The sequence below is a fragment of the Parafrankia soli genome (genome assembly GCF_001854695.1).
GTDB classification, from domain to species: domain Bacteria; phylum Actinomycetota; class Actinomycetes; order Frankiales; family Frankiaceae; genus Parafrankia; species Parafrankia soli.
Map to the genome: position 1 here is coordinate 1 of NZ_MAXA01000202.1, position 24,147 is coordinate 24,147.

Sequence of the window (24,147 nt, forward strand, 5' to 3'; positions counted from 1 at the left end):
GCAATCGATCGGCCAGTGAGGCGCCCAGCTCTACTCCGGCAGCATCGCCACGGCTACGCCGCAGACTTTCACCGTGGCCTCCCCACCGCCGGAACTACGCGGCTTCGGAGTCGACGACGGACACGAACTGCCCGACCGCCGCGCGCTGCTCACCGGCCCCTATCCACCAGGTTTGAGCACGGCTTCGCGCTTACGGAGCTTCGACCACTGGTTCACTTCCGTTACACCTTCTGACCTTGCCGAACAGGCCCGCGCCGTCTGGCAGTCCCGCCGCGACCTGTCTTCGTCGGGGCCGCTTGCCACCCTCCCCAGCGTTCCTCCGGGTCAGGCTGCCCCCTGGCTTCACTAGGCTGCTGCGACAGCCCAGCGGGAGAGGGTCTCCCACCCCTCCTCGATTGTCTCGGCGCCTCGTGGCGCACAGCTCCGCCGCGAAGAAAGCCGACGCCGACTTCAGGATCTCGTTCGCCCGCCGCAGCTCCCGGTTCTCCCGCTCCAGCTCGGCCAGCCGGGCGGCCACCTCGGTCGGCACCCCGGCCTTCGTCCCCGCATCGACCTCGGCCTTCGCGACCCAGACCCGCAGCGTCTCCGGCGAGATCCCCAGCTGCGCGCCGATCCGCTGGCACGCGCCCTTCGCGCTCGCCCCCGGCTCAGCCCTCGCGTCCAACACCAACCGGATCGCGCGTTCCCGCAGCTCGTCGGGGTACTTCCTCGGCGCCGCCATCTCGTCCGCTTCCTCCTGGTTTGACTGCCTCCATCAAACCCGGTACGGGACAGGTCGGAGGCGTTAGCCATCTCTGCTCCTCGGTGGCCGGTAGGTGGCGCGGCCGGTGGGTGAAACGCCAGGCTGGCCGTTGCCTTCTTGGTAACGCCTACTGGGTCGCTTGTCATCCTAGTGACAGTTGACACTTAACGAACAGAAGCGTGTTGCACGCCATCTGTCCGACTGATGACATCAGTCTGAACAGCGCCACTTGTCACCATCATGCCGCAAGCCGTACAGTGGGGTCTCTGCGGGAGGAGGCTCTGATGGGGCTGCGGGAACGCAAGAAGGAACGGACGCGCGACGAGCTCGCTTCAGCCGCGTGCCATCTGTTCACCGAACGCGGGTACGAGGCGACGACGGTCGAGGAGATCGCTGCGGCGGTCGACGTGTCGCCGCGGACATTCTTCCGCTACTACCCGACCAAAGCGGACGTGGCGATCGAGATTCTTCGGACGGCGGCGATCGACATAACGCTGGAGACGTTCGCGGCCCGTCCCCGCTCCGAGCCGCTGACGGCCTCGCTGCGCATGGCCGCCCTAGCGCCGATCGACTCCCACGAGCAGCGGCCCGACGAGGTGTTCACGGTCATCCGCATGATCAATGCCAACCCGACGCTTCGGGGGCGCATTGTCGAGCAGCAACTCCAGGGGCGGGATGAGCTTGCGGCCCTGATCGCCGACCGGCTCGGCGCTGATCCCGCCGGCGACCTCCGACCCCGGCTGATCGCGGACCTCCTCATCACGACCATGTCCTCCGTGGTGGACCATTGGGGCAACAGCAACTGCCAAGCCGACCTGCGTCTACTGGCGAATGCCGGCTTCGATCTGCTCGAATCCGGCCTGGGGGCCGCGGCCGACGTCGGCGCTGTTCCCTGCTCGTAGCCGCCACGCCACACGGCCGGTCTGGTACACCTCCTTGTCCTTCACGTAGTCGACGGGCCGCCACATAGTCGACGGGCCGCATCGACGAAGAGGCGGCCGAGCCCCTCGCGAAGCAGCACCTGGTCCTCGGCGATCACGACCCGCATAGCAGCTCCGCAGCAAGCAACGTGTGACAGGAGCGGTGGAAGATCGGGCAGCGGCGGGAAGCGCGGCACGCGACCGAGGTCTGGACTGACATGTGAGCACTGCGGGCAGCGTCGTCGATGTCCACGTTCCCCCCGAGGCCGCTTCGTTCTATCCGGTGAGATCGGAGCATCGGCGCCGGTCAGAGGCTTGTCGACCTAAAGCAAGCAGCGTTGCGGGGCGGTTGCGGCAGCAACTACGCAGAGTCGGGCAACCCGGACGGAACCCGGACCGGCCGAACCCATGACCCGCTTGGCACGACTCGATCGCCTCCGCGATCGCCGCCTCCGGTGAGTGCAGGCACTGCGGTCGGACGGGCAGTCGCTTGACCAACGTTGATGTGGCGGCTCCGGCAACGCCCTGTGGGCCGCCTGATCGAGGTCGACGTGGCCGAAGACGAGCAGTGAAGCGGACCGAGGTCACGCCGGCAGGTTCTCGGCCGCCCATCTTGTGAGTTCGTGCAGGGCGGGCAACAGTGCCTGCCCTGCCGGGGTGAGCTGGTACTCCACGGCTACCGGCGGGCCCGTGTGGACGTCGCGTCGGACCAGGCCGGCACGGGCGAGTTCGGTGAGTCGTTCGGACAGGACCGAGTCACTGACCCCGCCGACCGCACGGCGGAGTTCCGAGAAGCCGGCCGGCCCTGTGATCAGGGTCCCGAGGATCATCCCGTTCCAGCGTTTGCCGAGGAACTCGAAGGCCCTGGCGAGAGCGGCGTCGCACATCCTCGGCTCGTGGATCTCATCACGTGCCTGGGGCATCAGCCCATCCTAACAGCCTGCTACTATCGCAAGACCAACTTTTATTTTCCTAGCAACAGCGGAAGGAGGAGTAGCATGACTGGCCTGGCGGAACGCACTGTGCCGACGACGCTCGACACAGTGAACGGCCTGGGTCGCTGATCATGTTCACCGAACCATCCCAGGCTAGGCCGCGTGCAGGCCAGGCCAGCCCGACGACCGGCCAACCCACGACCGGCGAAACCGTCCGAGAGCAAGCGTTCCGCCCCGAGAACAGCCACTTGACCAACGCTTATTTGGAGACCCCCATGGCCACACTCCTGCACATCGACTCCTCCGTCTTCCCGCCTCCGCCTCGGCCTCCCGCTCGGTGACGGACGCCTTCCGGAAGGCGTGGGAAGAGCAGCATCCGGAGGGCACGGTCATCTACCACGACCTCACCGCGAACCCCGTTCCGCACATCAGCGCTGCCGCGCACACCGCCGGCTTCGCCGACCCCGCGACGCACACTCCGGAGCAGGCCACCGCCTTCGCCGAGCGTGTGAAGCTCATCGAGGAGCTGGAGCAGGCGGACGCCGTGCTGATCGGCGCCCCGATGTACAACTACTCGATCCCCTCGACGCTCAAGGCGTGGCTGGACAACGTGATCCTGATGGGCCGCACCATCGGCGTTGACGCCCCCTCCGCCAAGGGCACCCCGGCCACCGTGGTCGCCAGCCGCGGCGGCTCCTACGCGCCGGGCACCCCGCGCGAGGGCTACGAGTACGTGCAGAACTACCTGCAGGCCGTCCTGGGCGACGCCGCCGGCCTGGAGCTGGAGTTCATCGTCCCCGAGCTGACGATGGCCCCGCACAACCCGGCCATGTCCGACCTGGTCCCGCTCTACGAGGCCTCCCGTGACAAGGCCCACGCAGACGCCACCGTCAAGGCTAAGGAACTGGCCGAACGCCTGGCGAGCAACGCCGCGTAAGCGCTCTCGCGCATTTGTCCGCGTCGCACACAGGGAGCGCACGCGACGAGGCGGTCGCGAAGTCTCGTCGGCCGGAGTGGCCGCCGAACAGGGACGGCTCCAGGCCGACGGGGAGACGAGATCTTGTTTCTGGCCTACTGAAGAGCAGCACGGCCAGGACGGCCCGCACGGCGCCGTCCTGGCCAATTCCTGGACGGCTGGCCTCTCCTGGGCGTCAGACCGGCGGCCGCTGGCGCTGGTCTCGCGCGGGAGGGGATCCGTCTCGGCGCCGGCCCGACCGGGGGTGGGCCAGGACCTTTCCGAGCGAGTGGTGCAGCTAATCGGCCCTGTCCCGCAGTTCTCGCTAGGCAAGTCCTATCCACGCTTCGGCCCGATCGGCCCCACGCTGGTCACCCCGGACGAGGTCGACGACCGAGACGGCCTCGAGCTGGGGTGCGACCTGGACGGCAAGGTCCTCCAGCACGGCAACACCCGCGACATGATCTTCAATGTCAGCGAGCTGATCGCGCGGCTGTCGGCCGTCTGCCCGCTGCTGCCCGGCGACATCATCTTCACCGGCACCCCGTCGGGTGTCGGCAACGCCCGCGACCCGAAACGGTTCCTGCCGCCCGGCGGTGTCCTGACCAGTTGGATCACTGGGCTGGGCGAACTGCGCAATCCCTTGGCCGCCGGCTCCGCATACCCCGCGACATCGAACTGACGAGGAGTACGGACCATGGCTCTGCACCGGCTCAACCGCATCACCATCGGCGTACCGAACGTCGAGGTCACCGCGCGGTATTACGCCGACTTCGGACTGGAGCGCGGCACCGGCGCCACCTTCAGCACCATCGACGGCGGTGAGCAACTGGCACTGGTCGGGGCGCCGCGCCGACGCCTGGTCGAGCTGCGCATCGGCGCCGACGACGCGGACGACCTCGACCGGATTRCCGCATCGCTGGCCCGGCCGGAGATTCCGGCCGAGCCCACCGAGACGGAGATCTGCGCCTACGAGCCGGGCACCGCCGTCGCCGTTGTCGTCGAGGTCGCCCCGCGGCTCGTGCAGGAGGAGACGCCGCCTCCGCCGTACAACGCCCCTGGTTTCATCAGCCGGCCGAACAGTCGGGCTCCTGGCATACTGCGCGACAAGCGGGTACGTCCGCGCAAGCTCGGCCACGTAGTCCTCGGTTCCACCGACCAGGACGGCTCCCAGCGGTTCTTCTCCCAAGGTCTCGGCTTCAAGATCAGCGATACGGTTGCTGGGCTGGCGTCGTTCCTGCGCTGCTCGACCGATCATCACAACATCCTCGTCCAGCAGGCACCGCTTGCGTACCTGCACCACACCTCGTGGCAGGTGAACGACGTGGACGAGGTCGGCCGGGCCGCGACCGCCATGCTGGAGGCCGACCCTTCCCGCCACGTCTGGGGGCTCGGCCGACACCACGTCGGCTCCAACTTTTTCTGGTACCTGCGCGATCCGGCGGGCAACTTCCTCCGAGTATTATTCCGACCTCGACTGCATCGTGGACGACGCCCTCTGGACCGCGCAGGTCTGGGAGGGAGAACGCGGGCTGTACAACTGGGGGCCGCCACCGCCGCCGTCGTTCCTCGCGCCAGAGGACCTGGCCGGCCTTATGGCCAGCGCCCACGGGGCGCGCTGATGGCCCGGTGGATGCCCAGCTCAACGGAATATGTTGTGGGCCGGATCGTCTTGGTTACTGATGGATGTTGCAACCGGCGGTTTCGTCAGAGATTCAATCCATCCCGGCTCGACGAAAACCACCTCACGAAAGGTTCGTAATCATGACCATTCCGTCCGAGACGAGGGCCGCGACCGAGCGTCGTGTTGCCCGAGTGCACGACGCAACGCTTGTCAATGAGACGACGATCCACCGGGCCCGCGAGGCGATCATGCCTGGGCTGTGGAGGGAGCACGATCCGTTCTTGCTCATGATGGAGGACCGCTTCCAGACCGGGGCGTTTGGATGGCACCCCCACCGTGGGATCGAGACCATCACCTATGTGATTGATGGGCATCTGGAGCACCATGACAACCACGGTGGAGGCGGTGTTCTCGGCCCGCGCGATATTCAGCTCATGACCGCGGGCCGTGGTATCCTCCACGTTGAGGAGCCACCTAAGGACGAAACCGTCTACGTGCTGCAGCTCTGGCTGAACATGCCCGCGGCCGAGAAGATGTCCGAGCCCCGCTACCAGGACCTGCGTGCCGCCGAGATGCCTCGGCGGGTCGAGCCCGGCGCGGAGGTCACCATCTACTCCGGGTCGTCCAACGGTCAACGCGCCGACACGGTCGACCACGTGCCCCTCACCCTCGTCGAGGTCGACCTCGCCGCTGGCGTCTCCGCCGTCCAAGACCTGCCGGGCTCCTACAACGGCTTCGTGCACGTGATCCACGGCGAAGGCCGTTTCGGTGCGGACGCCACCGCCGGTAGCGCCGGTCAGACCCTGTGGCTCGAACGCGCGACCTCCGCCCGAGACAGCACCATCGCCGTGACGGCAGAGACGCCGCTTCGGGTCCTCATCGCCGCCGGCCCGCCACTCAACGAGCCCGTCGTCACCAGCGGTCCGTTCGTAATGAACACCCATGAACAGATCAACCAGGCCTACGCCGACTACCGAGCAGGACACTTCAACCCCTGACCCGCGCTGTCGGTCATCGGTGCGATGCTGGGCGTATGACGGCGTGGCAGGATTTCGAACAGGCAGAGCCGGAGTTCGCGCAGCGCGTGCGGGCGCTGTTTGACGCTCACAAACACAAGACAATTGCCACCTTGCGAGCCGACGGGTCGCCGCGGATCTCCGGGATCGAGGTTGTCTTCGAGGGCGGCGAACTGGTTTTTGGCTCGATGCCGAACGCGCGCAAGGGCGCGGATCTCCGTCGGGATCCGCGGCTCGCCCTGCACAGCGCCACGGTCGACCCGGTCGAGGGCTCCGAGGCGCAGTGGCCGGGCGAGGCGAAGCTCTCCGGTCGGGCGTCGCCTGGCGTGGCTTGGTGGCGAACTCCACCTCGTCGGGAACCCCGGCCGCCCGGCAGCGGTCCCGGTCCTTCGTCCAGGACTCCGGCAGATACAGCTCCCGGTCGATCAGCGCATGCCCCCACCGGGACCGGTACGCCAGAAACGTCCCAACCTGGCAGTTCTCCCGACGTCCCGCCGTCCCCGAGTACTGCCGCTGCACCCCCGCAGAACGGTTTACCTTCTTCAAGAGTCGGGTCGGAGGCTGGACGCCGTGCACCCCTTTTCGGGTGTCGGCCTTCCCGCCCCCGCCCGCCGAACCGGACGTACCCGTTGGCCGAGCATCCGGCTCTCCACGCGATCCGATGACTTCAGGCGAGGTATTCACTGACCTGGCCGACGAAGGCCACATCGTCGCGGCTGGTCCGGCGGAAATGTGCTCCGTCCGGATCGACCTCGTCGACATTGTACGGCGTGCTGATCTTCGCTCCGCGGAAGCGGTAACGTTCGACCTTCATCTTCGCCGGGTTGTAGAGGGTGACCCCTCCTTCTGCGATGCTGTCCGCCTCGAAGTAACGGCGGCGCATCTGCTTCCAGGTCATCCGTGGGTACTTGCGGCGAATCCAGAGATTCATCCTCCGCCACCGCGTACCAGCCGAGATACGAGAACGTTCTCTTCGGGACGCCGTAGCGGAAGTAGGCCGCCCAGCCCCACAGGACCGGGTTGACCGCCCGCAGTACCTCCTCCAACGAGAACAGGGTTGTTCCCCGCCCCGTCAGAGCCTTGACCTTGTGCATCACCGATGCCAACGACTGCTTGGAYGGAATGGTGAGCACGACACGACGGCCGCCGTCCCAGATCCTGCGCTGGATACGGAAGCCCAGGAAGACGAAACCGTCGTCGATGTGGGTGACGTGGGTCTTCTCTTCCGAGAGGGTCATCTTCAGTCTGCTGGCCAGCAGCCCACCGATCTCCACCTTCAGCGCTTCGGCGTCTTCCCTCGTTCCGTGCACCAGCACAACGAAGTCGTCGGCTTATGCCGAGGACCGGGTTATGCCGGCTGGCCCGGCGGATGCCCTGGTCAGGGCGGTGGGCGGCCTGCTGTTGTCGGCATAATCCTGCGGGGTGGGCGGGTGGTCTGCCTGTCTGGAGTGGTCAGTGGTTTCCTCCAGACGGGTAGATGATCATGGAGACGGATGCGGATCCGGGCTGCGTGCAGCCGGACGTGGCGCTGCTGGTGGAGTTCCGCGGCTGGCTGGACCGGGAACGGGGCCTGTCGCCGGTGTCGGTGCGCTGCTATTCGAAGCAGTCGAAGGCGTTCCTGGCCGGGATCGGCGGGGCGGGGGCGGTCAGCGGGCTGGACGCGGGCAAGGTCACCGCGTTCATGGTGGCCTGGACGGCTGGCCGGAATACCTGGTCGGCGAAGGCGATGGTGACGTCGCTGCGGGCGTTCCTGCGGTTCGCGCACGCGACGGGGCGGACGGCCGTCCCGCTGGCGGGGGCGGTTCCCGCGGTCGCGTCGTGGCGGATGTCTGCTCTGCCCCGCGGCCTGAAGGCCTCGGAGATCGAGCGGCTGCTGACCGGCTGTGACCGGGACACGGCGGTCGGGCTGCGTGACTACGCGGTCCTGTCCCTGCTGGCCCGGCTCGGCCTGCGGGGTGCCGAGGCCGCCGGGCTGCGGCTGGACGACATCGACTGGCGGGCGGGCGAGATCGCCGTTACCGGCAAGGGCAGCCGGACCGAGCGGCTCCCGCTGCCGGCCCCGGCAGGGGAGGCGCTCGCCGCCTGGCTGACGGGCGGCCGGCCGCGGTGCGAGTCACGGTCGGTCTTCGTGACGGTGCGCAGGCCCTACCGGCCGCTGACGCCGGAATCGGTCCGGGCCGTCATGGGCAGGGCCTGCGAGCGGGCCGGGCTCGAGCGGCGGGGCACCCACCGGTTCCGCCACGCGCTGGCGACCGAGATGCTGCGGGCCGGGGCATCGCTGCCCGAGGTGGGGCAGGTGCTGCGGCACCGCAGCCAGCTGTCGACCTCGCTTTATGCCAAGGTCGACCAGAACACGCTGCGCCCGCTGGCGCGCCAGTGGCCGGGAGCCGGCCAGTGAGCGGGCTGCGGGCAAGGGCCGGGGAGTACCTGGCCATGCGGCGCGCCCTGGGGTTCAAGCTGGAGAGCCAGGGGCCGCGGCTGATGAGCTTCGTCCGCTTCTGCGAAGAGCGCGATGCCACCACGGTGACCACGGACCTGGCGGTGGAATGGGCGGCCTCGACCGAGAGCGACAGCGAGGCCTACCAGGCCCGCCGCCTTGACGTGGTGCGGATCTTCGCCCGCCACCTGCAGCCGCTTGACCCGGCCACCGAGGTCCCGCCCGAGGACGTGCTGGACCGCCGCCAGTGGCGGATCCCGCCCTACCTCTACTCCCCGCAGGAGGTCACCGCCCTGATGAGCGCGGCCGGCAGGCTCCGGCCGGCCATCCGGGCGGCGACCTGGCCGAACTGACCGTCATTTCAACGTCCGTAGACGTACGTTTTCGTCCGTGGAAGGCCGCTGACGTACGTGGTTGTTCGCCAGCTTTGCTACACCCGTTACTACATAACGATCTTCGAAAGGCTAAGTCGATCTCAACAGAGAGACAAAAGCCCAGGTCATCGGTGGTGGGCAGGGGCGGGGTCGAACCGTCGACCTTCCGCTTTTCAGGCGGGCAGCCAGAGCCGTCCGCGACAGGTCATGATTGACCACGCCGGGTAAGTGCGTGTCGGGCGGTCCGCAGCACGGCCGCTGGGGTGAGCAGGACTGATGGGGGTTCGACAAGGTTGACCACGCGCAGCAGGTTGCGGGCGAGGACGGGGTCGGATCGGGTCGCCGCCTGGACTCGGGGGATGTAGGCGTTGGTGATCCGGGTGCGGGGCCCGCGGCGGCCCTCGACCTCCCGGTAGCGCAGGTCGGAGTCGGTGGCGATCGACCACGCCCGGGAGGTCGGCCGGGCGGCCGCCGTGAAGTATCGTGCGGCGAGGTCGTCCAGGCCACCCGAACGCAGACATGCCCGCAGCTCGAGAGCCTGCTGCGCGGCGACGGTCATGCCCTGCGCGTAGAGCGGGTTGAGCGTGCACAGGGCGTCGCCGATCGCGACGAAACCGGCGGCCGGGGTGCGCAGGAGATCGTAGCGCAGCCGCCGTGACGCCCGGAACCGGTAGCGAACCGGGTCGTCGAGCGGCTCGGCGTCCTGGATGAGGCGGTGGATGTCGGGGGCGGGCAGGGAGGCCGCGAACCGTTCGTAGCCGGGGGCGTCGACCGGCGGGTGGTCGCCGAGCATGCCGGCGAGGGTCACGATCCAGCGGTCGCCCTCCTGGGCGACGGCGCCGCCGCCGCGCCGGCCCGGCAGCGTCGAGATGATGACGCCGAGGTCGCCGCCGAGGTCCGTGGGCCGCCGGCGGTAGGTCCGGGAGGCGTAGGCGAGGTCGACGCCGACGGTCTCCTCCCGTGGGATGTCGAAGCCCAGGTCGGCGAGCCACTCCGAGGCGCGGGACCCGCGGCCGGTGGCGTCGACGACGAGGTCGGCCTCGATGGTGCGGGCCGGGGCGTCACCGGCGGGCGGCTCGACGCGCACCCCGACGACCCCGGCGGCTCGGGTGGAGCCCGATCCGCGGACGAGGCCGACCGCGCGGAGCCCGGGGAGCAGCCGGATCCGGTCGTGGCCGAGTGTCGCGGCCCGCAGAGCGGCCTCCAGCGCCGGCCGGCTGGCGAGCACCGAGGTGAGACCGGTCGGCACCGGGGTGACCCGGGCGCCGTCGAAGTACCAGCGGGTGCCGACGAGGGTCTCCGCCGTCGGCACCCCGTCTGCGGCGATCTTGGCGGTGAAGTCCGGGTACAGCTCGTCGAGGATCTGGCGGCCCCGTTCCATCAGGGCATGCAGGTGACGGCCCTGCGCCGCCCCGCCGCGGTGGCTGGCGGCAGCGGTGGGCGTGACGTCGTCGCGGTCGATGACCGTCACCTGGCCGACGTGCTCGGCCAGCACCCGGGCCGCCAACAGGCCCGCGACGCTGGCGCCGAGCACGACGGCGTGCCCTCGCCGGCCCGCTCCCCCGCCGACCGTGGCGCTCCCGGCCCCGGGCACGTTCCCGGCCTCGGGCACGTTCCCGCCGCCGGGCACGCTCGCCCTTCGGGGCGCTCCCCCGCCGCTGGGCGCGGTCACGCCGAGGCCGCGGCCGGCGGCACCGCCGCGGGGGTGGTGAGCGGGAGTGGGGCGGCCGTGCGGCAGGCCGCCACGAAGCGGGTCAGCTCGTCGACCCGGTCGGAGGGGGCGTCGACGGCGCGGTTCACGATCCGGATCAGGTGCTCGTAGGCGTCGGTGTGGTCGTAGCGGGCCGCGTCCGCGATCCGCAGCGCCCAGCGCCAGTAGCCGCGCATCGTGTCCGCGAGCGGCATCCGGAAGTGGGCGATCACGTCCCGGATCGGCTCGACGACCGCGTCGCCGTACACCCGCAGGTACCGCTCCAGGATGTCGGCCATGAACGCGAAGTGGCGGGCCTCGTCCCGGCTGAGCCGGTTGAGCAGCTCGGCGAGCACCGGGTCGCCGACGACGGAACGCAGCTGCTGGTAGTAGATCTGGGTGGCCTTCTCCTGGACGAGCGCGTAGGCGAACAGCGCCACCGACTCGTCGTGCGGGAGCTCGAAGGGCTTGCGGCCCTCGGCGGCGAGCTCGCGGCGCAGGTCGTCGGGACAGGCGATACCCGAGTCGGTCTGGTAGCGGAACAGGGCGCGGGCATGACTGTCCTCCTCGACCGCCCAGCGGACGGTGAAGTGGTACAGCTCGCGGTGATGGGCGAAGTCCTGCTCGCTCACCTCGTCGGTCAGCGGGAACCGCCGGGTGTAGACGGCGAAGTAGCCCGGCAGGTGATCCTCGATCAGGGTGATGAAGCGGACGGCGGACCGCTGGCCGTCGGTGAGCCGGTTGGCGTCGGCCGCGGTCCAGTCGACGGCGGTCTCGACGTCCCAGCGGCGCTCGGCGGCGCCGGCGCGGTGGAAGTCGGTGACGGCTTCGGCCATGTCGCCGGGGGCCAGGAAGGGCCCGTCGACCGGGCCGCGCAGCACGGGGGCCCGGGTCGTCGTGGTGGTCATCGGTTCGTCTCCCGGGCTCGTCAGCGCGACTTCTGGCAGACCAGCGCGTAGTGCTTCGTGGTGAAGCCCCAGCCGGCGTTGGCGACCTGGAGGTAGCGGGTGAGGGTCGCTGCCAGGCCGGGGCTGATCGCGTCGAGCCGGTCGGCCCGGTCGGCGACGTTGACCAGCCAGTCCTCGATGGTGCGGCGGTAGTCCTCGGTGAGGTCGTCGACGGAGATCACCGAGAATCCGGCGTCCTCGGCGGCGCGGACCAGCTCGGACAGCGGGCGCATGTCCCCCCAGCCGAAGATCGAGTCGCGGACGAACTCGGTGCCGCCGCGACGGTCGAACTCCTCGTGCGCGGCCGCGTTGCGGAAACAGGACTCGGAGACGTACAGCCGTCCGTTGCGGCGCAGCGCCGCCCGCGCCCGGCGGAACACCAGGTCGAGGTCGGGCATGTGGACGATGGACCCGAGCAGCGACACCGCGTCGAACGACGCCGGCTCGACGTCGAGGGTCTCGAAGTGGCCCTGGCGGGTCTCGACCAGGTCGGCGACGCCCAGCTCGGCGGCGCGGGCGGCGATGTAGGCGTGCTGGCGCCCGGCCGGGCTCACCCCGACGGCGTGGCAGCCGAGCTCGGCGGCCATGTGCAGCACGACCGAGCCCCAGCCGCAGCCCACGTCGAGGATCCGCTCGCCGCCGCGCAGCCCGAGCCGGTCGGCGACGAAGCGCAGCTTGGCGAGCTGGGCGGAGTCCAGCGTCAGGCCCTCCGAGCGGTAGAGACCGCTGGAGTACTTGCGGCGGGAGTCCAGGAACAGGCCGAAGATCTCCGGGTCGAGGTCGTAGTGCTGGTTCGTGTCCGCGACCCCGACCGGGGCGGCGGACGCCGTCCCGGTCGGGGTCGCTGTACCGGCCGGGGGCGCTGTACCGTCCGGGGGCGCGGCGGCGACGGTCATGCCGCCGCGCCCGCGGCCAGCGCCCGCTCGACGACGTCGGTCACCTCACGGACGGTGGTCACCGTGAAGACGTCCTCGTCGTCGAGCTCGATGTCGTAGGCGCGCTCGATGCGCGCGATCATGCGCAGCACCTTCACCGAGTCGGCGCCGGCGACGGTGCGCAGGTCGAGATCGGGGTCGATGGCGTCCGCGGTGGTCGCCAGCTCGGTGGCGACGATCTGGGTGACGGTGACGAGCACCGGCTCGGCGGTCGTGGACATCAGGACTCCTCGGATGTGGTCTTGGGAGCGGAAACAGGCACGGGCACAGACACAGGGACTGGATCTGGGGCGGGCACCGAAGCGGGGCCGGGTGCGCCGGCGGCGGCGGTCGCCGAGGCGAGCGCGGGGGCCGACGCGGTCAGGACGTCCGCCAGGCGGCCGGCGTCGCCGTCGCTGAGCGTGATGCGGTCGCGGGCCGCCTCGAGGGCGACCGGGCGGTACGTGGCGCGGGCGGTGGCGACGACCCCGCCGGTCGCGTCGAGGATGTCGGCCTCGGCGTTGATCAGGCCGGTGTCCCCGGTGTTGACGATCCGCGCCCGGCACTCGTGCGGGGCGCCGACCGGGATCGGCGCCAGGTAGCGCAGCCGCATCGCGGTGGTGAACGCCGGCTTCCCGGTGCGCAGCACGATGAGGTTGCCCATCGTCTCGTCGCAGATCACCCCGGCCAGGCCGCCGTGCACGACGCCCGGGTAGGACTCGTGCGCGGAGCCGAGCTGGAAGACGGTGGCGAGCCCGTCCGGGAGGGCCTTGAACCGCAGCTGCAGGCCCTTGGCGTTGTGCGGGGAGCAACCGAAGCACTGGTAGTCGTCCAGGACGGCCCAGGGGGTCGCGACGAGCTCCTGCGCGTCGGCGAGCGTCCCGGACGGGTCGTCCTTTGCCGGGGCGGTCATCCGAGCGCCTCGGCGAGGTTGCGGCGGACCCGGGCGTTGGTGGTCAGGTCCAGGCCGGTCAGCGAGCCGAAGGCCCGCCGGATCTTGTCCTGCAGGTGGGCCAGCTCGCCCTCGGTCGCCACCTGGGTGAGGAAGTAGGTGAACCCCGTGTCGATGGTGTCGTGGTCGCGCAGGGCCTCCAGCTCGCCCTTGAAGACACCCACCGGGTGCTTGATGCGCTGCTCGGCGGTGTAGACGAACAGGGTCTCCAGCACGGACGCCAGCTCGTCCGGGTGCTCGGCGAGCCGGCACCGGGTGTAGTGGATGAACTCGCGGGCATGCGCGGCCTCGTCCAGGCTCGCCTTCGTCATGATGGCGGCCAGCACCGGCTCCTCCACCCAGGCGGCGACCGCGCGGTAGACGTGGTTGACCGTCAGCTCGGAGATGACGTTGGTCGCCAGGGTCGCCGCCGGGGTGGTACCCGGCGCGTAGGGCTCCCGCATCGCCGCGACCGCGCCCGGCTCCACCTGGGCGTCGATCTGGTCCAGCCAGGCCCGGAACGCGAAGTGGTGCTGAAGCTCCTGGGAGCCCCACAGGGCGATGAACGCGGAGAAGTCGTAGTCGTCCACGAACTCGTCGAAGAAGCCGTGCTGGGCGGCGATCGAGTTCGCCTCGCCCATCACCGCGCCGCGCGCGATCCGGACGTACTCGGGGCGAACGAGCTCCGGCCGCACCTCGTCGAAGGGGATGTCGGCGAGCCGCCACACGTGGCGCTCGTATCGGCGGAAGACGTCGTAGCTGTGCATGGGCCTCCACCTGCCTGGGAAACGGGCCTGGAACTCATGTCGGTACGCATGCCTCGCGCGCGGCGAGGCGCTGGAACTTCCCGCTGGACGTCCGCGGCAGGGCGTCGGGCCCGACGAGGGCGACGGCGATCTCGGCCAGCCCCAGCGCGGCGGTCACCGCCACCCGGATCGCGGCGGCCAACGCCGCGCGCTCGGTGTCGTCGACCAGCCGGGTCTCGGCGAGGATTGCCATCGTTTCGGCGCCCTCGGGTGAACGGTCCGCGTAGGCGACGCAGCGGCGGCGGTGGACGCCGGGGACGTCCCGGGCGGCCTCCTCGGCGTCGTGGGGGTAGTAGTTCACCCCGCGGACGATCACCATCTCCTTGTCCCGGCCGGTGACGAAGAGCTCGCCGTCGCGCAGCAGGCCGAGGTCGCCGGTGCGCAGCCAGCCGTCCGCGGTGAACGCGCCGGCCGGCTGCGCGCCGGTGTCGGTCAGGTAGCCGCCCGTCACCGCGTCGCCGCTGATCTGGATCTCGCCGACCTGGTCGTCACCGAGCACGCCGGTGCCGTCGCGGCCGCCGATCCGCACCCGCATGGCGCGCACCGGTCGGCCCACCCCGGCCAGCCCGCGGGCGGACGGCGAGCCGGCGGGCACGTCACGCGCGACGCCGTCGCGGGCGAGCAGGTCGCGGTCGACCCAGCGGTGCACGGGGGCGCGGCCCGGCGGCGGGAAGGTCACCGCCAGCGTGGCCTCGGCCATCCCGTAGACGGGCATCATCGCCGCCGGCGCGAAGCCGGCCGGGGTGAAGGTGGTGAGGAAGCGCTCGACCGAGGCGGGCTCGACCGGTTCGGCGCCGTTGAAGGCGACCCGCCAGCCGCTCAGGTCCAGGCCGGCCTCCCGCGGCGCGGGGACGGCCTCCGCCAGGTGGTCGTAGGCGAAGTTCGGCATGGGGGCAATGCTGCCGCCGCGGCCGAGGAAGTCGGTCAGCCAGCCGGCCGGGTCCTTCACGAAGGCGGCCGGTGACCAGACGGTCATCGGCATGCCGGTGAAGATGCCGGCGAGCGTGCCGAACAGCCCCATGTCGTGGAAGAGCGGCAGCCAGATGCCGCCGTGGTCGGCCTCGGTCAGCGCGACGCCGTCGATGATCGCGGTCAGCCCGGCCAGGATGTTGCGGTGCGTCAGCACGACGCCCTTCGGGGCGGCGGTGCTACCGGAGGTGAACTGGACCAGGGCGGCCTCGTCGGGTGACATCTCCACCGCCGGGCCGGCCGGGGCCGCACCGCCAGCGGCGGCTGGCGCGGTGCCGGTGGCCGGGACAGTGCCGGCGGCGGCCGGTGTGGTGAGGTCGGCGACCCGGACGAGGCGGACGCCGTCGAAGGCCCCGGCGAAGCGGTCGGCCATCCGGGCCGTCCGGCCGCCGACCAGCACGAGCCGGATGCCGGCGACGGCGACCGCGCGCGCCAGCCGCGCGGCGTAGCCGGGCAGGTCACGGGTGGAGGCGGGCAGCGGCAGGGGGCACGCGGCGGCTCCCGCCCGGCTCACTCCGGCCAGGGCCACCAGAAAGTCGGGCGCGTTGTCGCTGAGCACTCCGACCCGGTCACGGGCGACGACCCCGGCCCCAGCGGCGCCGCCGGTGCCGGCACCGGTCAGGGCTGCCGCCAGGACGTCCGCGCGGGCGACGAGCTCGCCCAGTGTCAGCGACGCTCCGGCGGAGGGGAAGTCGAGGGGCAACCCCGGATGGCGGGCCGCCACCGTGGCCAGGCCGGCGTGCAGGGTGCCCGCCGCGAGCGCGGCGGCGGCCGTCGAGCCGGCGGCCACGGAATCGGCAGGTACGGAATCGGCAGGTACGAGATTGACGGGTGAGGAAACAGCAGGTGAGGAAACGGGGACGGCGCGGGGCGACGGGATCGCCACCTCGGCCGGAGCGTCGTGCATCGTGGGCCCTCCATCTGCATCCGGCCGCTTTCCGGCTCGTGCCGGCGCGCGGCCCGCGCGCCGCAACCGGTCTCGCCCGACGCGTTCGCGCCGCCGTTCACCGGCGGCGGTTCGTCCACGCATTTCCGCGAGAATGCTTGCGCCGTCGCCCGGTGCCGTCAAACACGGATACCGGTCCGCTATGGATCCATCGGCGGCGTTAATCGTCTCGCCGGGAAACAGAAGGAAAGCGGACGATACATCGAGGCGCTATCGCGGTAACAACCGTGCGGCAATTGGAGATGCGATGACCACGTCCACCGTCGTCCCGGCGGCCGGCACCGGATCATCCGGGCCGGCCGGCGAGGAGTCGACCGCGCTGCTGGCCGAGCTGTTCGACCCGGCGACGAGACCCGACCCCTACCCCGTCTACAGCCGGCTGCGCGAGGCGGGTGCGCTGCACGCGACGCCGTTCGGGCTGCCCGTCGCGACCCGGCACGCCGACTGCGTGGCCGTCCTGGCGAACCAGGACTGGGGGCACGACCTGGAAGCCCACCAGATGCACCCGACGCTGCCGGCGGAGTCGTTCCCCACCACGTTCCTGTGGATGGAGCCGCCGGACCACACCCGGCTGCGCGGCCTGGTCAGCAAGGGCTTCACCCCGCGCAGCGTGCAGATGCTGCGGCCGCGGATCACCGCGCTGGTCGACGAGCTCCTCGACAACGCGCTCGCCGCCGGCGAGTTCGACCTCGTCGAGACGATCGCCTACCCACTGCCGCTGACCGTCATCTGCGAGATCCTCGGCGTCCCCGCCGCCGACCACCCGGCCGTCCAGGTCTGGTCGCAGGCGCTGGCCCGGGCGTTCGACCCCGACGCGCTCATGTCGCCCGAGGCACTCGCGGAGCGCAACCGGGCCATCCCCGAGTTCCTGGAGTACTTCGGCGCGCTGGTCGAGCGGCACCGGCGCGAGCCCGGCGACAACCTGATCTCCGCCCTCGCCCAGGTCGAGGAGGCCGGTGACCGGCTCACCGCCGACGAGCTGCTCGGCACCTGCGTCACGCTGATCATCGCCGGCCACGAGACGACGGTGAACCTGGTCGGCAACGGGATGCTCGCGCTGCTGCGCAACCCCGACCAGCTCGCCCTGCTGCGCGCCGAGCCCGAGCTGATCGGACCCGCCGTCGAGGAGCTGCTGCGCTACGACTCGCCGATCCACCTCAACACCCGCGCGGCGAAGCGGGAGCTCGAGGTGGCCGGCCGGGTGTTCGCGCCCGGCGAGGGCGTCGTCGCCCTGATCGCCTGCGCGAACCGGGACCCGCGGGCCTACCCCGACCCGGACCGTCTCGACGTGCGGCGGTTCACCTCCTCGGCCGGCGGCCCCCCGGCCCGGCACCTGTCGTTCAGCCTCGGCCACCACTACTGCCTCGGCGCGCCGCTGGCGCTGCTCGAGATGGAGCTGCTGCTCGCCGGGTTCATCCGTCGGGTCAGCGAGGCCGAGATCACCGACAACAACCCGCCCTACAAGCCGAACCTGCTGATCAGGGGCCTGGCCGAGCTGCCCGTGCGGTTCCGCGGCTGACCGTCCCGCCGCACGACCCGGCATGATGCACGACGACATGCCACGTTCCCGTTCCGCCGTCCACACGTGCGCGTTACCGGCGGTTAGCGCCCACCGGTAACGTGAGCGGCGCCCAGCGGGAGGATGGCGATGGAACTGAGATATCTCGCGTCGTTCCTCGCCATCGCCGAGGAGCTTCACTTCGGCCGCGCGGCGGCCCGCCTGCACCTGGCCCAGCCCTCACTCAGCCAGCAGCTCCAGCGGCTGGAACGTGACATCGGCGTCGAGCTGGTCTCACGCAGCTCGCACGAGGTCAAGCTGACCGCCGCCGGCCGCGCCTTCGAGACGGAGGCCCGCCGGCTGCTCGACGCCACCCGGCGGGCCGTCACCGTCGCCCGCGAGGCGGCCTCGGGGCGGACGGGGATGATCAGCATCGGCTTCAACTACCCCGCCGGCCAGCGGGTGCTCCAGCCGACGCTGCTGCGCCTGGCGGCCGAGTACCCGGGCGTGTCGACGACGCTGTGGGAGGCCCGCAGCGGGCCGCAGCTGTCCGCGCTGGCCGAGGGACGGCTTGACGTCGCGCTGGTCTTCGCCGGGCCGCCCTCGGCCCAGCTGCGCTCCCAGCGGGTGCTCACCGTGCCGCTGGTCGCGGTGGTCAGCCGGCGCCATCCCTGGGCGGCCCGGTCCGAGGTTCCCTTCCGGGAGCTGGCCGACCAGCCGTGTGTCCTGTTCCGGCGGGAGCAGAGCCCGGCGATGCACGACGCGATCCTCGCCGCCGCCGACCGCTGCGGCATCGCGCTGACCGTCTCCGACGAGGTGGACGACTCCGGCGCGACCGGGATCGTGGTCACCACCAAGCCGGTGGTCGGGTTCGCCTCGGCGGCGCGCGGCGCGCATCCGCCCGGTCACGGGCTCGCCGCGGTGCGCCTGGTCGACCCGACCCCGACGGTCGGGATGTACGCCGTGTGGCGCCCGGACCCACAGCCCGTGGTCGGTGCCTTCCTGGACTGCCTCGAGGCCGCCGGCCCGTTCACCGAGCCCGGCCCGTCCGCGGCTCCGGGTGCGGGTGCGGCTCCGGCCCCCGTTCCGGGGCCGGGGCCAGCCAAGGAGCGCTGACCCCGGATCCCCCGGCCCCGCCGGGCGGTGCGGTGGCGATAGGCATCCCGAATGGTTCGTTCGTCATTCATGCGTTGCCGAGAACCGGCCTGGCGCGCAACATCGCTCGAGCGGTCAGATTCACCTGGTCGCCCCGCCGATCCGCCGCGCCGTACGAGGAGGTCATGGGGCCGTCCGGTGGCCGTGCCGGCAGTGGCACGCGCCCATCCGGCGGCGGAGCGTGACCCGGCGGCGGCACACCGACGGTGCCGGCCGCGCGGCCGGTCCGAACAGAATGGACGTGACCCCATGGAGTTGACTGTCCTCGGGTGCCGGTCGGGGATGCCCGCCTCCGGCCAGTGCAGCTCCAGCTACCTGGTGGAGACCGAGGCGGCCCGCCTGCTGCTGGACTGCGGCCCCGGCGCCGCGACCGCGCTCAGCGCGATCATGCATCCGCGCGGGCTGGACGCCGTGGTCATCAGCCACCTGCACCTGGACCACTGCTACGACCTGCTGCCCGTCGGTAAGACGCTGCTGGCCGGGCACGGCCGGTTCGCCGAGCTGTTCCCCACGCTGCCCGAACTGGCCAGTCAGGTACAGCGGCCCCCGGTGCCGCTGTACGTGCCGCGGGGCGGCCGGGAGCGGCTGCGCGCGCTCGCCGCGCTGTTCCCCGTCACCACCATCCCGCTGCTCGACCGTGCCTTCGAGGTGGCCTTCGACGTCCGCGAGTACGAGCCGGGCGACACCTTCGTCGTCGGCGACGCGACGGTCGGGGTACACGAGCTGCGCCACGCCGTGCCCAACTGCGGCACGCGGGTGGACTCCGCGTCCGGCAGCATCGCCTACACCGGCGACACCGGGGTGACCGAGGATCTCGTGCCGTTCGCCCGGGACGTCGACCTGCTGCTCGCCGAGGCGACGCTGGAGCTGACCGACACGACCGACCACGGCCATCTCAGCGCCACCGACGCGGCGCGGACCGCCACCGAGGCCGACGCGCGCCAGCTCGTCCTGACGCATTTCGTGACCGCCGAGCCGACCTGGCTGCGGGCGCGCCAGGAGGACGCCGAGCGGGTCTTCGACGGCCCGGTGCACATCGCCACGCCCGCGAGCCGCTTCACCGCCCGGGTCACCGAGGCGGCCCCGCATGCCTGACGGACCGTCCGGTCCGTCAGGCACCGTGGATCCGGCAGGGGCGGTGGATCCGGCAGGCGCGGTGGAGGAGCCGGTGCGGGCTGTCTGGTGCGACTACGGCGGCGTGCTCAGCTCCTCCATCGCCGGCTCACTCGCCCAGGTGGCGGCCGCGGCGGGAGTCCCGACGTCCGAGCTCATGGCCGCGATCCGGCGGGTCGCGGCGTCCTTCGGGGCGACGATGATCGAACCGCTGGAACTCGGGGTGCTCTCCCAGCACGAGTGGGGCCTGCGGGTCACCGCGGAGCTGGCGCCGGCCTGGACGCCGCGGATCGACCTGACCCGCTTCGGTGACCACTGGTACGCGGGCCGGACGGTCAACACGGCCCTGTTCGAGCTGCTCGACCGGGTGCGGGCGAGCGGCGTGCGGGTCGGCATGCTCACCAACAGTGTGCGGGAGTGGGAACCGCACCGGCGAGCGCTGGCGCCGGACGTCGACCCGTTCGAGGTCACCGTCAACTCCTTCGAGGTGGGCCTGCGCAAGCCGGATCCGGCGATCTTCGAGCTCGCCGAGTCGCGGTTCGGGACGCCGCCGCGGGCCTGCCTGCTCATCGACGACCTGGCGGTCAACTGCGCCGCGGCCCGGGCCCGGGGCTGGCGGGCGATCGAGCACGCCGAGCTCGAGGACACTCTGGCACAGCTGCGCGCCGCCATTCCCACCGTGGCCGCGGACGCGGTGACGGACTAACGCTCACACGCGTTTTACCGTTACCCCGCACCAACGATAAATAATTGCGATCGGTCGATCCTTCCCGCCCATAGCCCGGCGATAGGAGACGTTTACGGATCGTTAGCGAGAAGCGCATTGCCAGCCAACCGACGATGCATCGAGACTGGGCTCGGTAAATCCACCGAGAAATATCCGAACCCTCGTCACGAGTAGGTGGTCGGTGTGCAGCAGTACACCCTGGGAGCGGGCCGGGTCCTTCCTGACGACCGCGGTCTTTATTCCCTCGTCGACGACCGCGTCCGTACCGATCCGGACCGGGTGATCCTCAGCCGGCCCACCGGGACGGACTGGCATGACATCACCTTCCGCGCGCTCGACGCCCACGTGCGCCGGGTCGCCGCGGTGCTCCTCGGCCACGGGGTGGGCGTGGGCGACCGCGTCGGCATCGTCGGCCGCACCAGCTACGAGTGGGTGGTCGCCGACCTCGCGGTCCTCGCCCTCGGCGCGATCACCGTGCCGATCTTCCCGACCGCCTCGCCGGCGCAGATCACCCACATCGTGACCGACTCCGGCATGGCGTGGTGCTTCGTCGAGACTCCGGAGCACCACAGCGCGGTCGCCACGGCCGGTGCCGGGACGCTGCGCGCGCTGCCCTGGCCGCTGGCCGACCTGAACGGCTGGCAGGCCCCCGCCGACGACGCGGGCCACGCGGCCGGCGGCGGTGACCTGGCCGCGGCGGACGAGTTCGCCGGGCGCCGGGACGCCGTCCGGGCGGACTCGCTCGCGACGATCGTCTACACCAGCGGGACGACCGGCATGCCCAAGGGCTGCATTCTCACCCACGGCAACCTGTTCGCCTCCAGCGCCAACACCGTCGAGCACACCGGCGAGCTGTTCCGGGTGTGGCGGCCCGCCGCGGGCACCGGAGCGGCGCAGGGGCCGGAGGGATCAGAGGCGGCGGTCGAGCAGGCGTCGACCCTGCTCTGCCTGCCGCTGGCGCACGTCTTCGGCCGGACGATCCTCGTCGCCTGCCTCTACGCCGGCACGCGGACCGGCCTGCTGGCGGCGGTCCCGGACATCCTGCCCGCGATGGCGACCTTCCGGCCGACCGTGCTGGCGCTCGTCCCCTACGCGCTGGAGAAGATCCGCAAGGGGCTGCGCGGCGTCGTCGACACCGACACCGAGCTCGCGGCGGTGGCCGCCGGCCTGGCCGGCGACCCGACTGACGGCCCGGCCAGCAGCCCAGCGGACGGCCCGGCCGCCGAGCGGCAGCCCGCCCCGGCGGCGCTGGCCCGGATCAACGGCGCGTTCGGCGGCCGGCTGACCCACGTGATCAGCGGCGGGGCGTCGCTGGACGCCACCACGGCGGCCTTCTACCGCGGCGTCGGCGTGCGGATCCTGAACTGCTACGGCCTCACCGAGGCCGCGACGGCGGTGACCGTCAACCAACCCGGTACCAACCGCATCGGCACGGTCGGCCAGCCGATCCCCGGCACCACCGTGGCGATCTCCCCGGACGGCGAGGTGCTGGTCGCCGGCCCCAACGTCTCCCCCGGCTACTGGCGGGCCGGCCAGGACCCGTGGATCGAGCCCGCCGGCACCCAGGCCGAGCCCGGCGCCGGCCCGTCCCGCTGGCTGCGCACCGGCGACCTGGGCCACCTCGACGCCGACGGCTTCCTCCTCATCACCGGCCGCCGCAAGGAGATCCTGGTCACCAGCGGTGGCAAGAACGTCACGCCGACCCTGCTCGAGGACCGGATGCGGCTGCACCCGCTGGTCGCCGACAGCATGGTCGTCGGTGAGGCCCGCCCGTACGTCGCCGCCCTGGTGACGACCGACCAGGGTGCGCTCAGCGCCCTGGCCGCGGCGCACGGCATCGACCTCGCCGCCCCCGGCTGGTGGGAGCACCCCGCCCTGCTCGACCGGGTACAGGAGGCGGTCGACGACGCCAACAGCCTGGTCTCCCGGGCCGAGTCCATCCGCCGGTTCCGAATCCTCCCCACCCAGCTCACCATCGACGCCGGTCACCTGACGCCCTCGATGAAGCTGCGCCGCGCACCGATCGAGGCGGCCTTCGCCACCGAGATCGAGCAGCTCTACTCCCCGGCCGCCGCCCCGGCCCCGGCCTGAGTCGGCGCCGGCTCAGGCCTGGAGACGCCGCCGCTCGCAGACACTTCCGCCCGCTGACATCTCCGCCCGCTGACATCTCCGCCGCATGACCGACGGGAGCACTCAAGGATGTACGACGTCATCGTGGTCGGCGCCCGCTGCGCCGGCTCACCGCTGGCCATGCTGCTCGCCCGCCAGGGCCACCGGGTCCTGGTCGTGGACAGGTCGACCTTCCCCAGCGACACCGTCTCCACCCACTACATGCACCAGACCGGCCTGGCCCGGCTGCGGGACTGGGGCCTGCTGGACCGCCTGGCCGCCACCGGCGTCCCGCCGATGCGCCACCTCACCTTCTCCTACACCGGTCTGCACCTCGAGGGCTTCGCCGACCCGATCGACGGGATCACGGAGGTCTACTCGCCGCGGCGGACCATCCTCGACAAGCTGCTGGTCGACGCCGCCCGCGAGGCCGGCGCCGAGGTCATCGAGGGCTTCACGGTCACCGACCTGCTCTTCGACGACGGCCGGGTCACCGGCATCCGCGGCCGGGCCGGCGAGGGCCCCGAGCAGGAGTTCCGCGCCGCGTTCGTGGTCGGGGCGGACGGGCGGACGTCCACCGTGGCCGACAAGGTCGGCGCGGACTTCTACCGGGTCGTGCCGGCGGCCGGCTTCATCTACTACTCCTACTACGAGGGCCTGGACTGGACGTTCCAGCACCGGACCGGGTTCGGGGAGCAGCAGTTCGGCGCCTGGCCCACCCACGACGGCCGGCACCTGCTGTCGATCATCCGGCCCCGCGCGGCGTTCAGTGAGTTCCGCGCCGACGTCGAGGGCAGCTTCCACGCCATCTTCGACGCGGTCGTCCCCGAGCTCGGTGAGGACCTGCGGGCCCGCGGCCGGCGCGTCGAGGAGTTCCGTCCGATGCGCTACCCGGACAACTACTACCGGCGCTCGCACGGGCCCGGCTGGGCGCTGGTCGGCGACGCCGGCTACCACAAGGACCCGTTCACCGGCTGGGGTATCACCGACGCGTTCCTCCAGGCGCAGACGCTGGCGGACCGGCTGCACTCCGGCCTCGCCGGCGAGCGGACGCTGGACGACGCCGCCGCCGAGTACGTCAAGCTCCGCGACGAGGAGAGCCACGGCACGTTCGAGCTGACCTGCACGCTCTCCCACCTCGTGCTGCCGCCGTTCCTGCACTCGGCCTTCGCCGCGACGGCGCAGAGCCCCCGCTACACGAAGAAGTTCTTCGGGATGATCGCCGGCGGCGTTCCCGGCCACGACTTCTTCCACCCCGACAACCTCGCGGAGCTCTACGAGGAGGTCGGCATGCCCGCCGAGAAGCGCCTGCTGTCGGCCGGCTGATCCAGGATCGGGA

General features: G+C 71.4%; 23 protein-coding genes and 3 pseudogenes. 14 read left to right on the top strand and 12 right to left on the bottom strand.

Going from position 1 to position 24,147, the window contains the following annotated elements:
- Nucleotides 1–190 precede the first annotated feature (190 nt).
- Nucleotides 191–721 (bottom strand): transposase, encoded by a 531-nt coding sequence (locus BBK14_RS35365; protein ID WP_083390983.1) that lies wholly within the window; start codon nt 719–721, stop codon nt 191–193.
- 200 nt (nt 722–921) lie between these two features.
- Here BBK14_RS35365 and BBK14_RS15520 point away from each other — a divergent pair, with 200 nt between their 5' ends.
- Nucleotides 922–1,644 carry a TetR family transcriptional regulator gene (locus BBK14_RS15520; RefSeq protein ID WP_157904277.1) on the top strand — a complete coding sequence of 241 codons (723 nt, stop codon included), beginning with the start codon at nt 922–924 and terminating at the stop codon, nt 1,642–1,644.
- Between the two features lie 602 nt (nt 1,645–2,246).
- Here the strand turns inward: BBK14_RS15520 and BBK14_RS15525 are convergent.
- Nucleotides 2,247–2,585: a winged helix-turn-helix transcriptional regulator gene (locus BBK14_RS15525; RefSeq protein WP_071063181.1), complete on the bottom strand. Its 339-nt coding sequence runs from the start codon at nt 2,583–2,585 to the stop codon at nt 2,247–2,249.
- Between the two features lie 349 nt (nt 2,586–2,934).
- Here BBK14_RS15525 and BBK14_RS15530 point away from each other — a divergent pair, with 349 nt between their 5' ends.
- From BBK14_RS15530 to BBK14_RS40165, 5 genes and pseudogenes are all read left to right on the top strand, one after another.
- On the top strand, nt 2,935–3,534 hold the full coding sequence (locus BBK14_RS15530; protein WP_198541299.1) for an FMN-dependent NADH-azoreductase: 600 nt from the start codon (nt 2,935–2,937) through the stop codon (nt 3,532–3,534).
- Nucleotides 3,535–3,610: 76 nt separating this feature from the next.
- The gene (locus BBK14_RS35370) at nt 3,611–4,234 is read left to right on the top strand and encodes a fumarylacetoacetate hydrolase family protein (protein WP_198541300.1); all 624 of its coding nucleotides are present in this window, start codon (nt 3,611–3,613) and stop codon (nt 4,232–4,234) included.
- 15 nt (nt 4,235–4,249) lie between these two features.
- The gene (locus BBK14_RS15540; RefSeq protein WP_198541301.1) at nt 4,250–5,314 is read left to right on the top strand and encodes a VOC family protein; all 1,065 of its coding nucleotides are present in this window, start codon (nt 4,250–4,252) and stop codon (nt 5,312–5,314) included.
- Nucleotides 5,315–5,316: 2 nt separating this feature from the next.
- A complete protein-coding gene (locus BBK14_RS15545; protein ID WP_071063185.1) occupies nt 5,317–6,174 on the top strand; it encodes a pirin family protein in 858 nt (285 codons plus the stop codon).
- A gap of 35 nt (nt 6,175–6,209) precedes the next feature.
- Nucleotides 6,210–6,410, top strand: a pseudogene (locus BBK14_RS40165) (pyridoxamine 5'-phosphate oxidase family protein); the annotation flags it as partial.
- A gap of 106 nt (nt 6,411–6,516) precedes the next feature.
- Here the strand turns inward: BBK14_RS40165 and BBK14_RS35380 are convergent.
- From BBK14_RS35380 to BBK14_RS42235, 3 genes and pseudogenes are all read right to left on the bottom strand, one after another.
- Nucleotides 6,517–6,747, bottom strand: a pseudogene (locus BBK14_RS35380) (transposase); the annotation flags it as partial.
- 112 nt (nt 6,748–6,859) lie between these two features.
- Entirely contained in the window at nt 6,860–7,123 is a 264-nt protein-coding gene (locus tag BBK14_RS40170) for a hypothetical protein (protein ID WP_241831513.1), read from the bottom strand.
- Nucleotides 7,124–7,151: 28 nt separating this feature from the next.
- A pseudogene (locus tag BBK14_RS42235) lies at nt 7,152–7,430 on the bottom strand (group II intron maturase-specific domain-containing protein); the annotation flags it as partial.
- Between the two features lie 245 nt (nt 7,431–7,675).
- Here BBK14_RS42235 and BBK14_RS15560 point away from each other — a divergent pair.
- Together BBK14_RS15560 and BBK14_RS15565 are read left to right on the top strand one after the other, a co-directional pair.
- Nucleotides 7,676–8,590, top strand: a complete 915-nt coding sequence (locus tag BBK14_RS15560) for a site-specific integrase (RefSeq protein WP_071063291.1) — start codon at nt 7,676–7,678, stop codon at nt 8,588–8,590.
- Nucleotides 8,587–8,982 carry a hypothetical protein gene (locus BBK14_RS15565; RefSeq protein ID WP_241831515.1) on the top strand — a complete coding sequence of 132 codons (396 nt, stop codon included), beginning with the start codon at nt 8,587–8,589 and terminating at the stop codon, nt 8,980–8,982. The genes BBK14_RS15560 and BBK14_RS15565 overlap by 4 nt, the downstream gene beginning before the upstream one ends.
- 226 nt (nt 8,983–9,208) lie before the next feature.
- Here the strand turns inward: BBK14_RS15565 and BBK14_RS15570 are convergent, their stop codons facing one another.
- Genes BBK14_RS15570 through BBK14_RS15600 form a run of 7 tightly spaced genes read right to left on the bottom strand, consistent with a single transcriptional unit; the run spans nt 9,209 to nt 16,167 of the window.
- Entirely contained in the window at nt 9,209–10,675 is a 1,467-nt protein-coding gene (locus BBK14_RS15570; protein ID WP_241831516.1) for an NAD(P)/FAD-dependent oxidoreductase, read from the bottom strand.
- Nucleotides 10,672–11,601 carry an acyl-ACP desaturase gene (locus BBK14_RS15575; protein ID WP_071063191.1) on the bottom strand — a complete coding sequence of 310 codons (930 nt, stop codon included), beginning with the start codon at nt 11,599–11,601 and terminating at the stop codon, nt 10,672–10,674. The genes BBK14_RS15570 and BBK14_RS15575 overlap by 4 nt, the downstream gene beginning before the upstream one ends.
- A gap of 20 nt (nt 11,602–11,621) precedes the next feature.
- Nucleotides 11,622–12,536 carry an SAM-dependent methyltransferase gene (locus BBK14_RS15580; protein WP_071063193.1) on the bottom strand — a complete coding sequence of 305 codons (915 nt, stop codon included), beginning with the start codon at nt 12,534–12,536 and terminating at the stop codon, nt 11,622–11,624.
- Entirely contained in the window at nt 12,533–12,796 is a 264-nt protein-coding gene (locus tag BBK14_RS15585; RefSeq protein ID WP_020461493.1) for an acyl carrier protein, read from the bottom strand. Before BBK14_RS15585 ends, BBK14_RS15580 begins: the two co-directional genes overlap by 4 nt.
- Nucleotides 12,796–13,467, bottom strand: coding sequence for a PaaI family thioesterase (locus BBK14_RS15590; RefSeq protein WP_071063195.1), 672 nt, complete (start codon nt 13,465–13,467; stop codon nt 12,796–12,798). The genes BBK14_RS15585 and BBK14_RS15590 overlap by 1 nt, the downstream gene beginning before the upstream one ends.
- Nucleotides 13,464–14,252: a ferritin-like domain-containing protein gene (locus BBK14_RS15595; protein ID WP_071063197.1), complete on the bottom strand. Its 789-nt coding sequence runs from the start codon at nt 14,250–14,252 to the stop codon at nt 13,464–13,466. The genes BBK14_RS15590 and BBK14_RS15595 overlap by 4 nt, the downstream gene beginning before the upstream one ends.
- Nucleotides 14,253–14,286: 34 nt before the next feature.
- A complete protein-coding gene (locus BBK14_RS15600; protein WP_071063199.1) occupies nt 14,287–16,167 on the bottom strand; it encodes an AMP-binding protein in 1,881 nt (626 codons plus the stop codon).
- Between the two features lie 286 nt (nt 16,168–16,453).
- On the opposite strand from BBK14_RS15600, the gene BBK14_RS15605 reads away from it, so the two are divergent.
- The 6 genes from BBK14_RS15605 to BBK14_RS15630 all read left to right on the top strand — a co-directional run bounded on the left by BBK14_RS15605 (nt 16,454) and on the right by BBK14_RS15630 (nt 24,134).
- Complete coding sequence (locus BBK14_RS15605; RefSeq protein ID WP_071063201.1) at nt 16,454–17,725, top strand: cytochrome P450; 1,272 nt, start codon at nt 16,454–16,456, stop codon at nt 17,723–17,725.
- 129 nt (nt 17,726–17,854) lie between these two features.
- Nucleotides 17,855–18,820 (top strand): LysR family transcriptional regulator, encoded by a 966-nt coding sequence (locus BBK14_RS15610; protein WP_071063204.1) that lies wholly within the window; start codon nt 17,855–17,857, stop codon nt 18,818–18,820.
- 288 nt (nt 18,821–19,108) lie between these two features.
- Nucleotides 19,109–19,954 carry an MBL fold metallo-hydrolase gene (locus BBK14_RS15615; RefSeq protein ID WP_071063206.1) on the top strand — a complete coding sequence of 282 codons (846 nt, stop codon included), beginning with the start codon at nt 19,109–19,111 and terminating at the stop codon, nt 19,952–19,954.
- Between the two features lie 73 nt (nt 19,955–20,027).
- Nucleotides 20,028–20,678, top strand: coding sequence for an HAD family hydrolase (locus tag BBK14_RS15620; protein ID WP_071063295.1), 651 nt, complete (start codon nt 20,028–20,030; stop codon nt 20,676–20,678).
- A 204-nt stretch (nt 20,679–20,882) separates the two neighbouring features.
- The gene (locus BBK14_RS15625; RefSeq protein ID WP_071063298.1) at nt 20,883–22,790 is read left to right on the top strand and encodes an AMP-dependent synthetase/ligase; all 1,908 of its coding nucleotides are present in this window, start codon (nt 20,883–20,885) and stop codon (nt 22,788–22,790) included.
- Between the two features lie 108 nt (nt 22,791–22,898).
- A complete protein-coding gene (locus tag BBK14_RS15630) occupies nt 22,899–24,134 on the top strand; it encodes an NAD(P)/FAD-dependent oxidoreductase (protein ID WP_071063208.1) in 1,236 nt (411 codons plus the stop codon).
- The last annotated feature ends 13 nt before the right edge of the window (nt 24,135–24,147 follow it).

Excerpts from the sequence above, each read along its gene's own strand:
- BBK14_RS35365 (WP_083390983.1), bottom strand. The coding sequence starts at position 721 with ATGGCGGCGCCGAGGAAGTACCCCGACGAGCTGCGGGAACGCGCGATC.
- BBK14_RS15525 (WP_071063181.1), bottom strand. The coding sequence starts at position 2,585 with ATGCCCCAGGCACGTGATGAGATCCACGAGCCGAGGATGTGCGACGCC.
- BBK14_RS15545 (WP_071063185.1), top strand. The coding sequence starts at position 5,317 with ATGACCATTCCGTCCGAGACGAGGGCCGCGACCGAGCGTCGTGTTGCC.
- BBK14_RS40170 (WP_241831513.1), bottom strand. The coding sequence starts at position 7,123 with ATGAATCTCTGGATTCGCCGCAAGTACCCACGGATGACCTGGAAGCAG.
- BBK14_RS15560 (WP_071063291.1), top strand. The coding sequence starts at position 7,676 with ATGGAGACGGATGCGGATCCGGGCTGCGTGCAGCCGGACGTGGCGCTG.
- BBK14_RS15575 (WP_071063191.1), bottom strand. The coding sequence starts at position 11,601 with ATGACCACCACGACGACCCGGGCCCCCGTGCTGCGCGGCCCGGTCGAC.
- BBK14_RS15580 (WP_071063193.1), bottom strand. The coding sequence starts at position 12,536 with ATGACCGTCGCCGCCGCGCCCCCGGACGGTACAGCGCCCCCGGCCGGT.
- BBK14_RS15585 (WP_020461493.1), bottom strand. The coding sequence starts at position 12,796 with ATGTCCACGACCGCCGAGCCGGTGCTCGTCACCGTCACCCAGATCGTC.
- BBK14_RS15590 (WP_071063195.1), bottom strand. The coding sequence starts at position 13,467 with ATGACCGCCCCGGCAAAGGACGACCCGTCCGGGACGCTCGCCGACGCG.
- BBK14_RS15595 (WP_071063197.1), bottom strand. The coding sequence starts at position 14,252 with ATGCACAGCTACGACGTCTTCCGCCGATACGAGCGCCACGTGTGGCGG.
- BBK14_RS15600 (WP_071063199.1), bottom strand. The coding sequence starts at position 16,167 with ATGCACGACGCTCCGGCCGAGGTGGCGATCCCGTCGCCCCGCGCCGTC.
- BBK14_RS15605 (WP_071063201.1), top strand. The coding sequence starts at position 16,454 with ATGACCACGTCCACCGTCGTCCCGGCGGCCGGCACCGGATCATCCGGG.
- BBK14_RS15610 (WP_071063204.1), top strand. The coding sequence starts at position 17,855 with ATGGAACTGAGATATCTCGCGTCGTTCCTCGCCATCGCCGAGGAGCTT.
- BBK14_RS15615 (WP_071063206.1), top strand. The coding sequence starts at position 19,109 with ATGGAGTTGACTGTCCTCGGGTGCCGGTCGGGGATGCCCGCCTCCGGC.
- BBK14_RS15630 (WP_071063208.1), top strand. The coding sequence starts at position 22,899 with ATGTACGACGTCATCGTGGTCGGCGCCCGCTGCGCCGGCTCACCGCTG.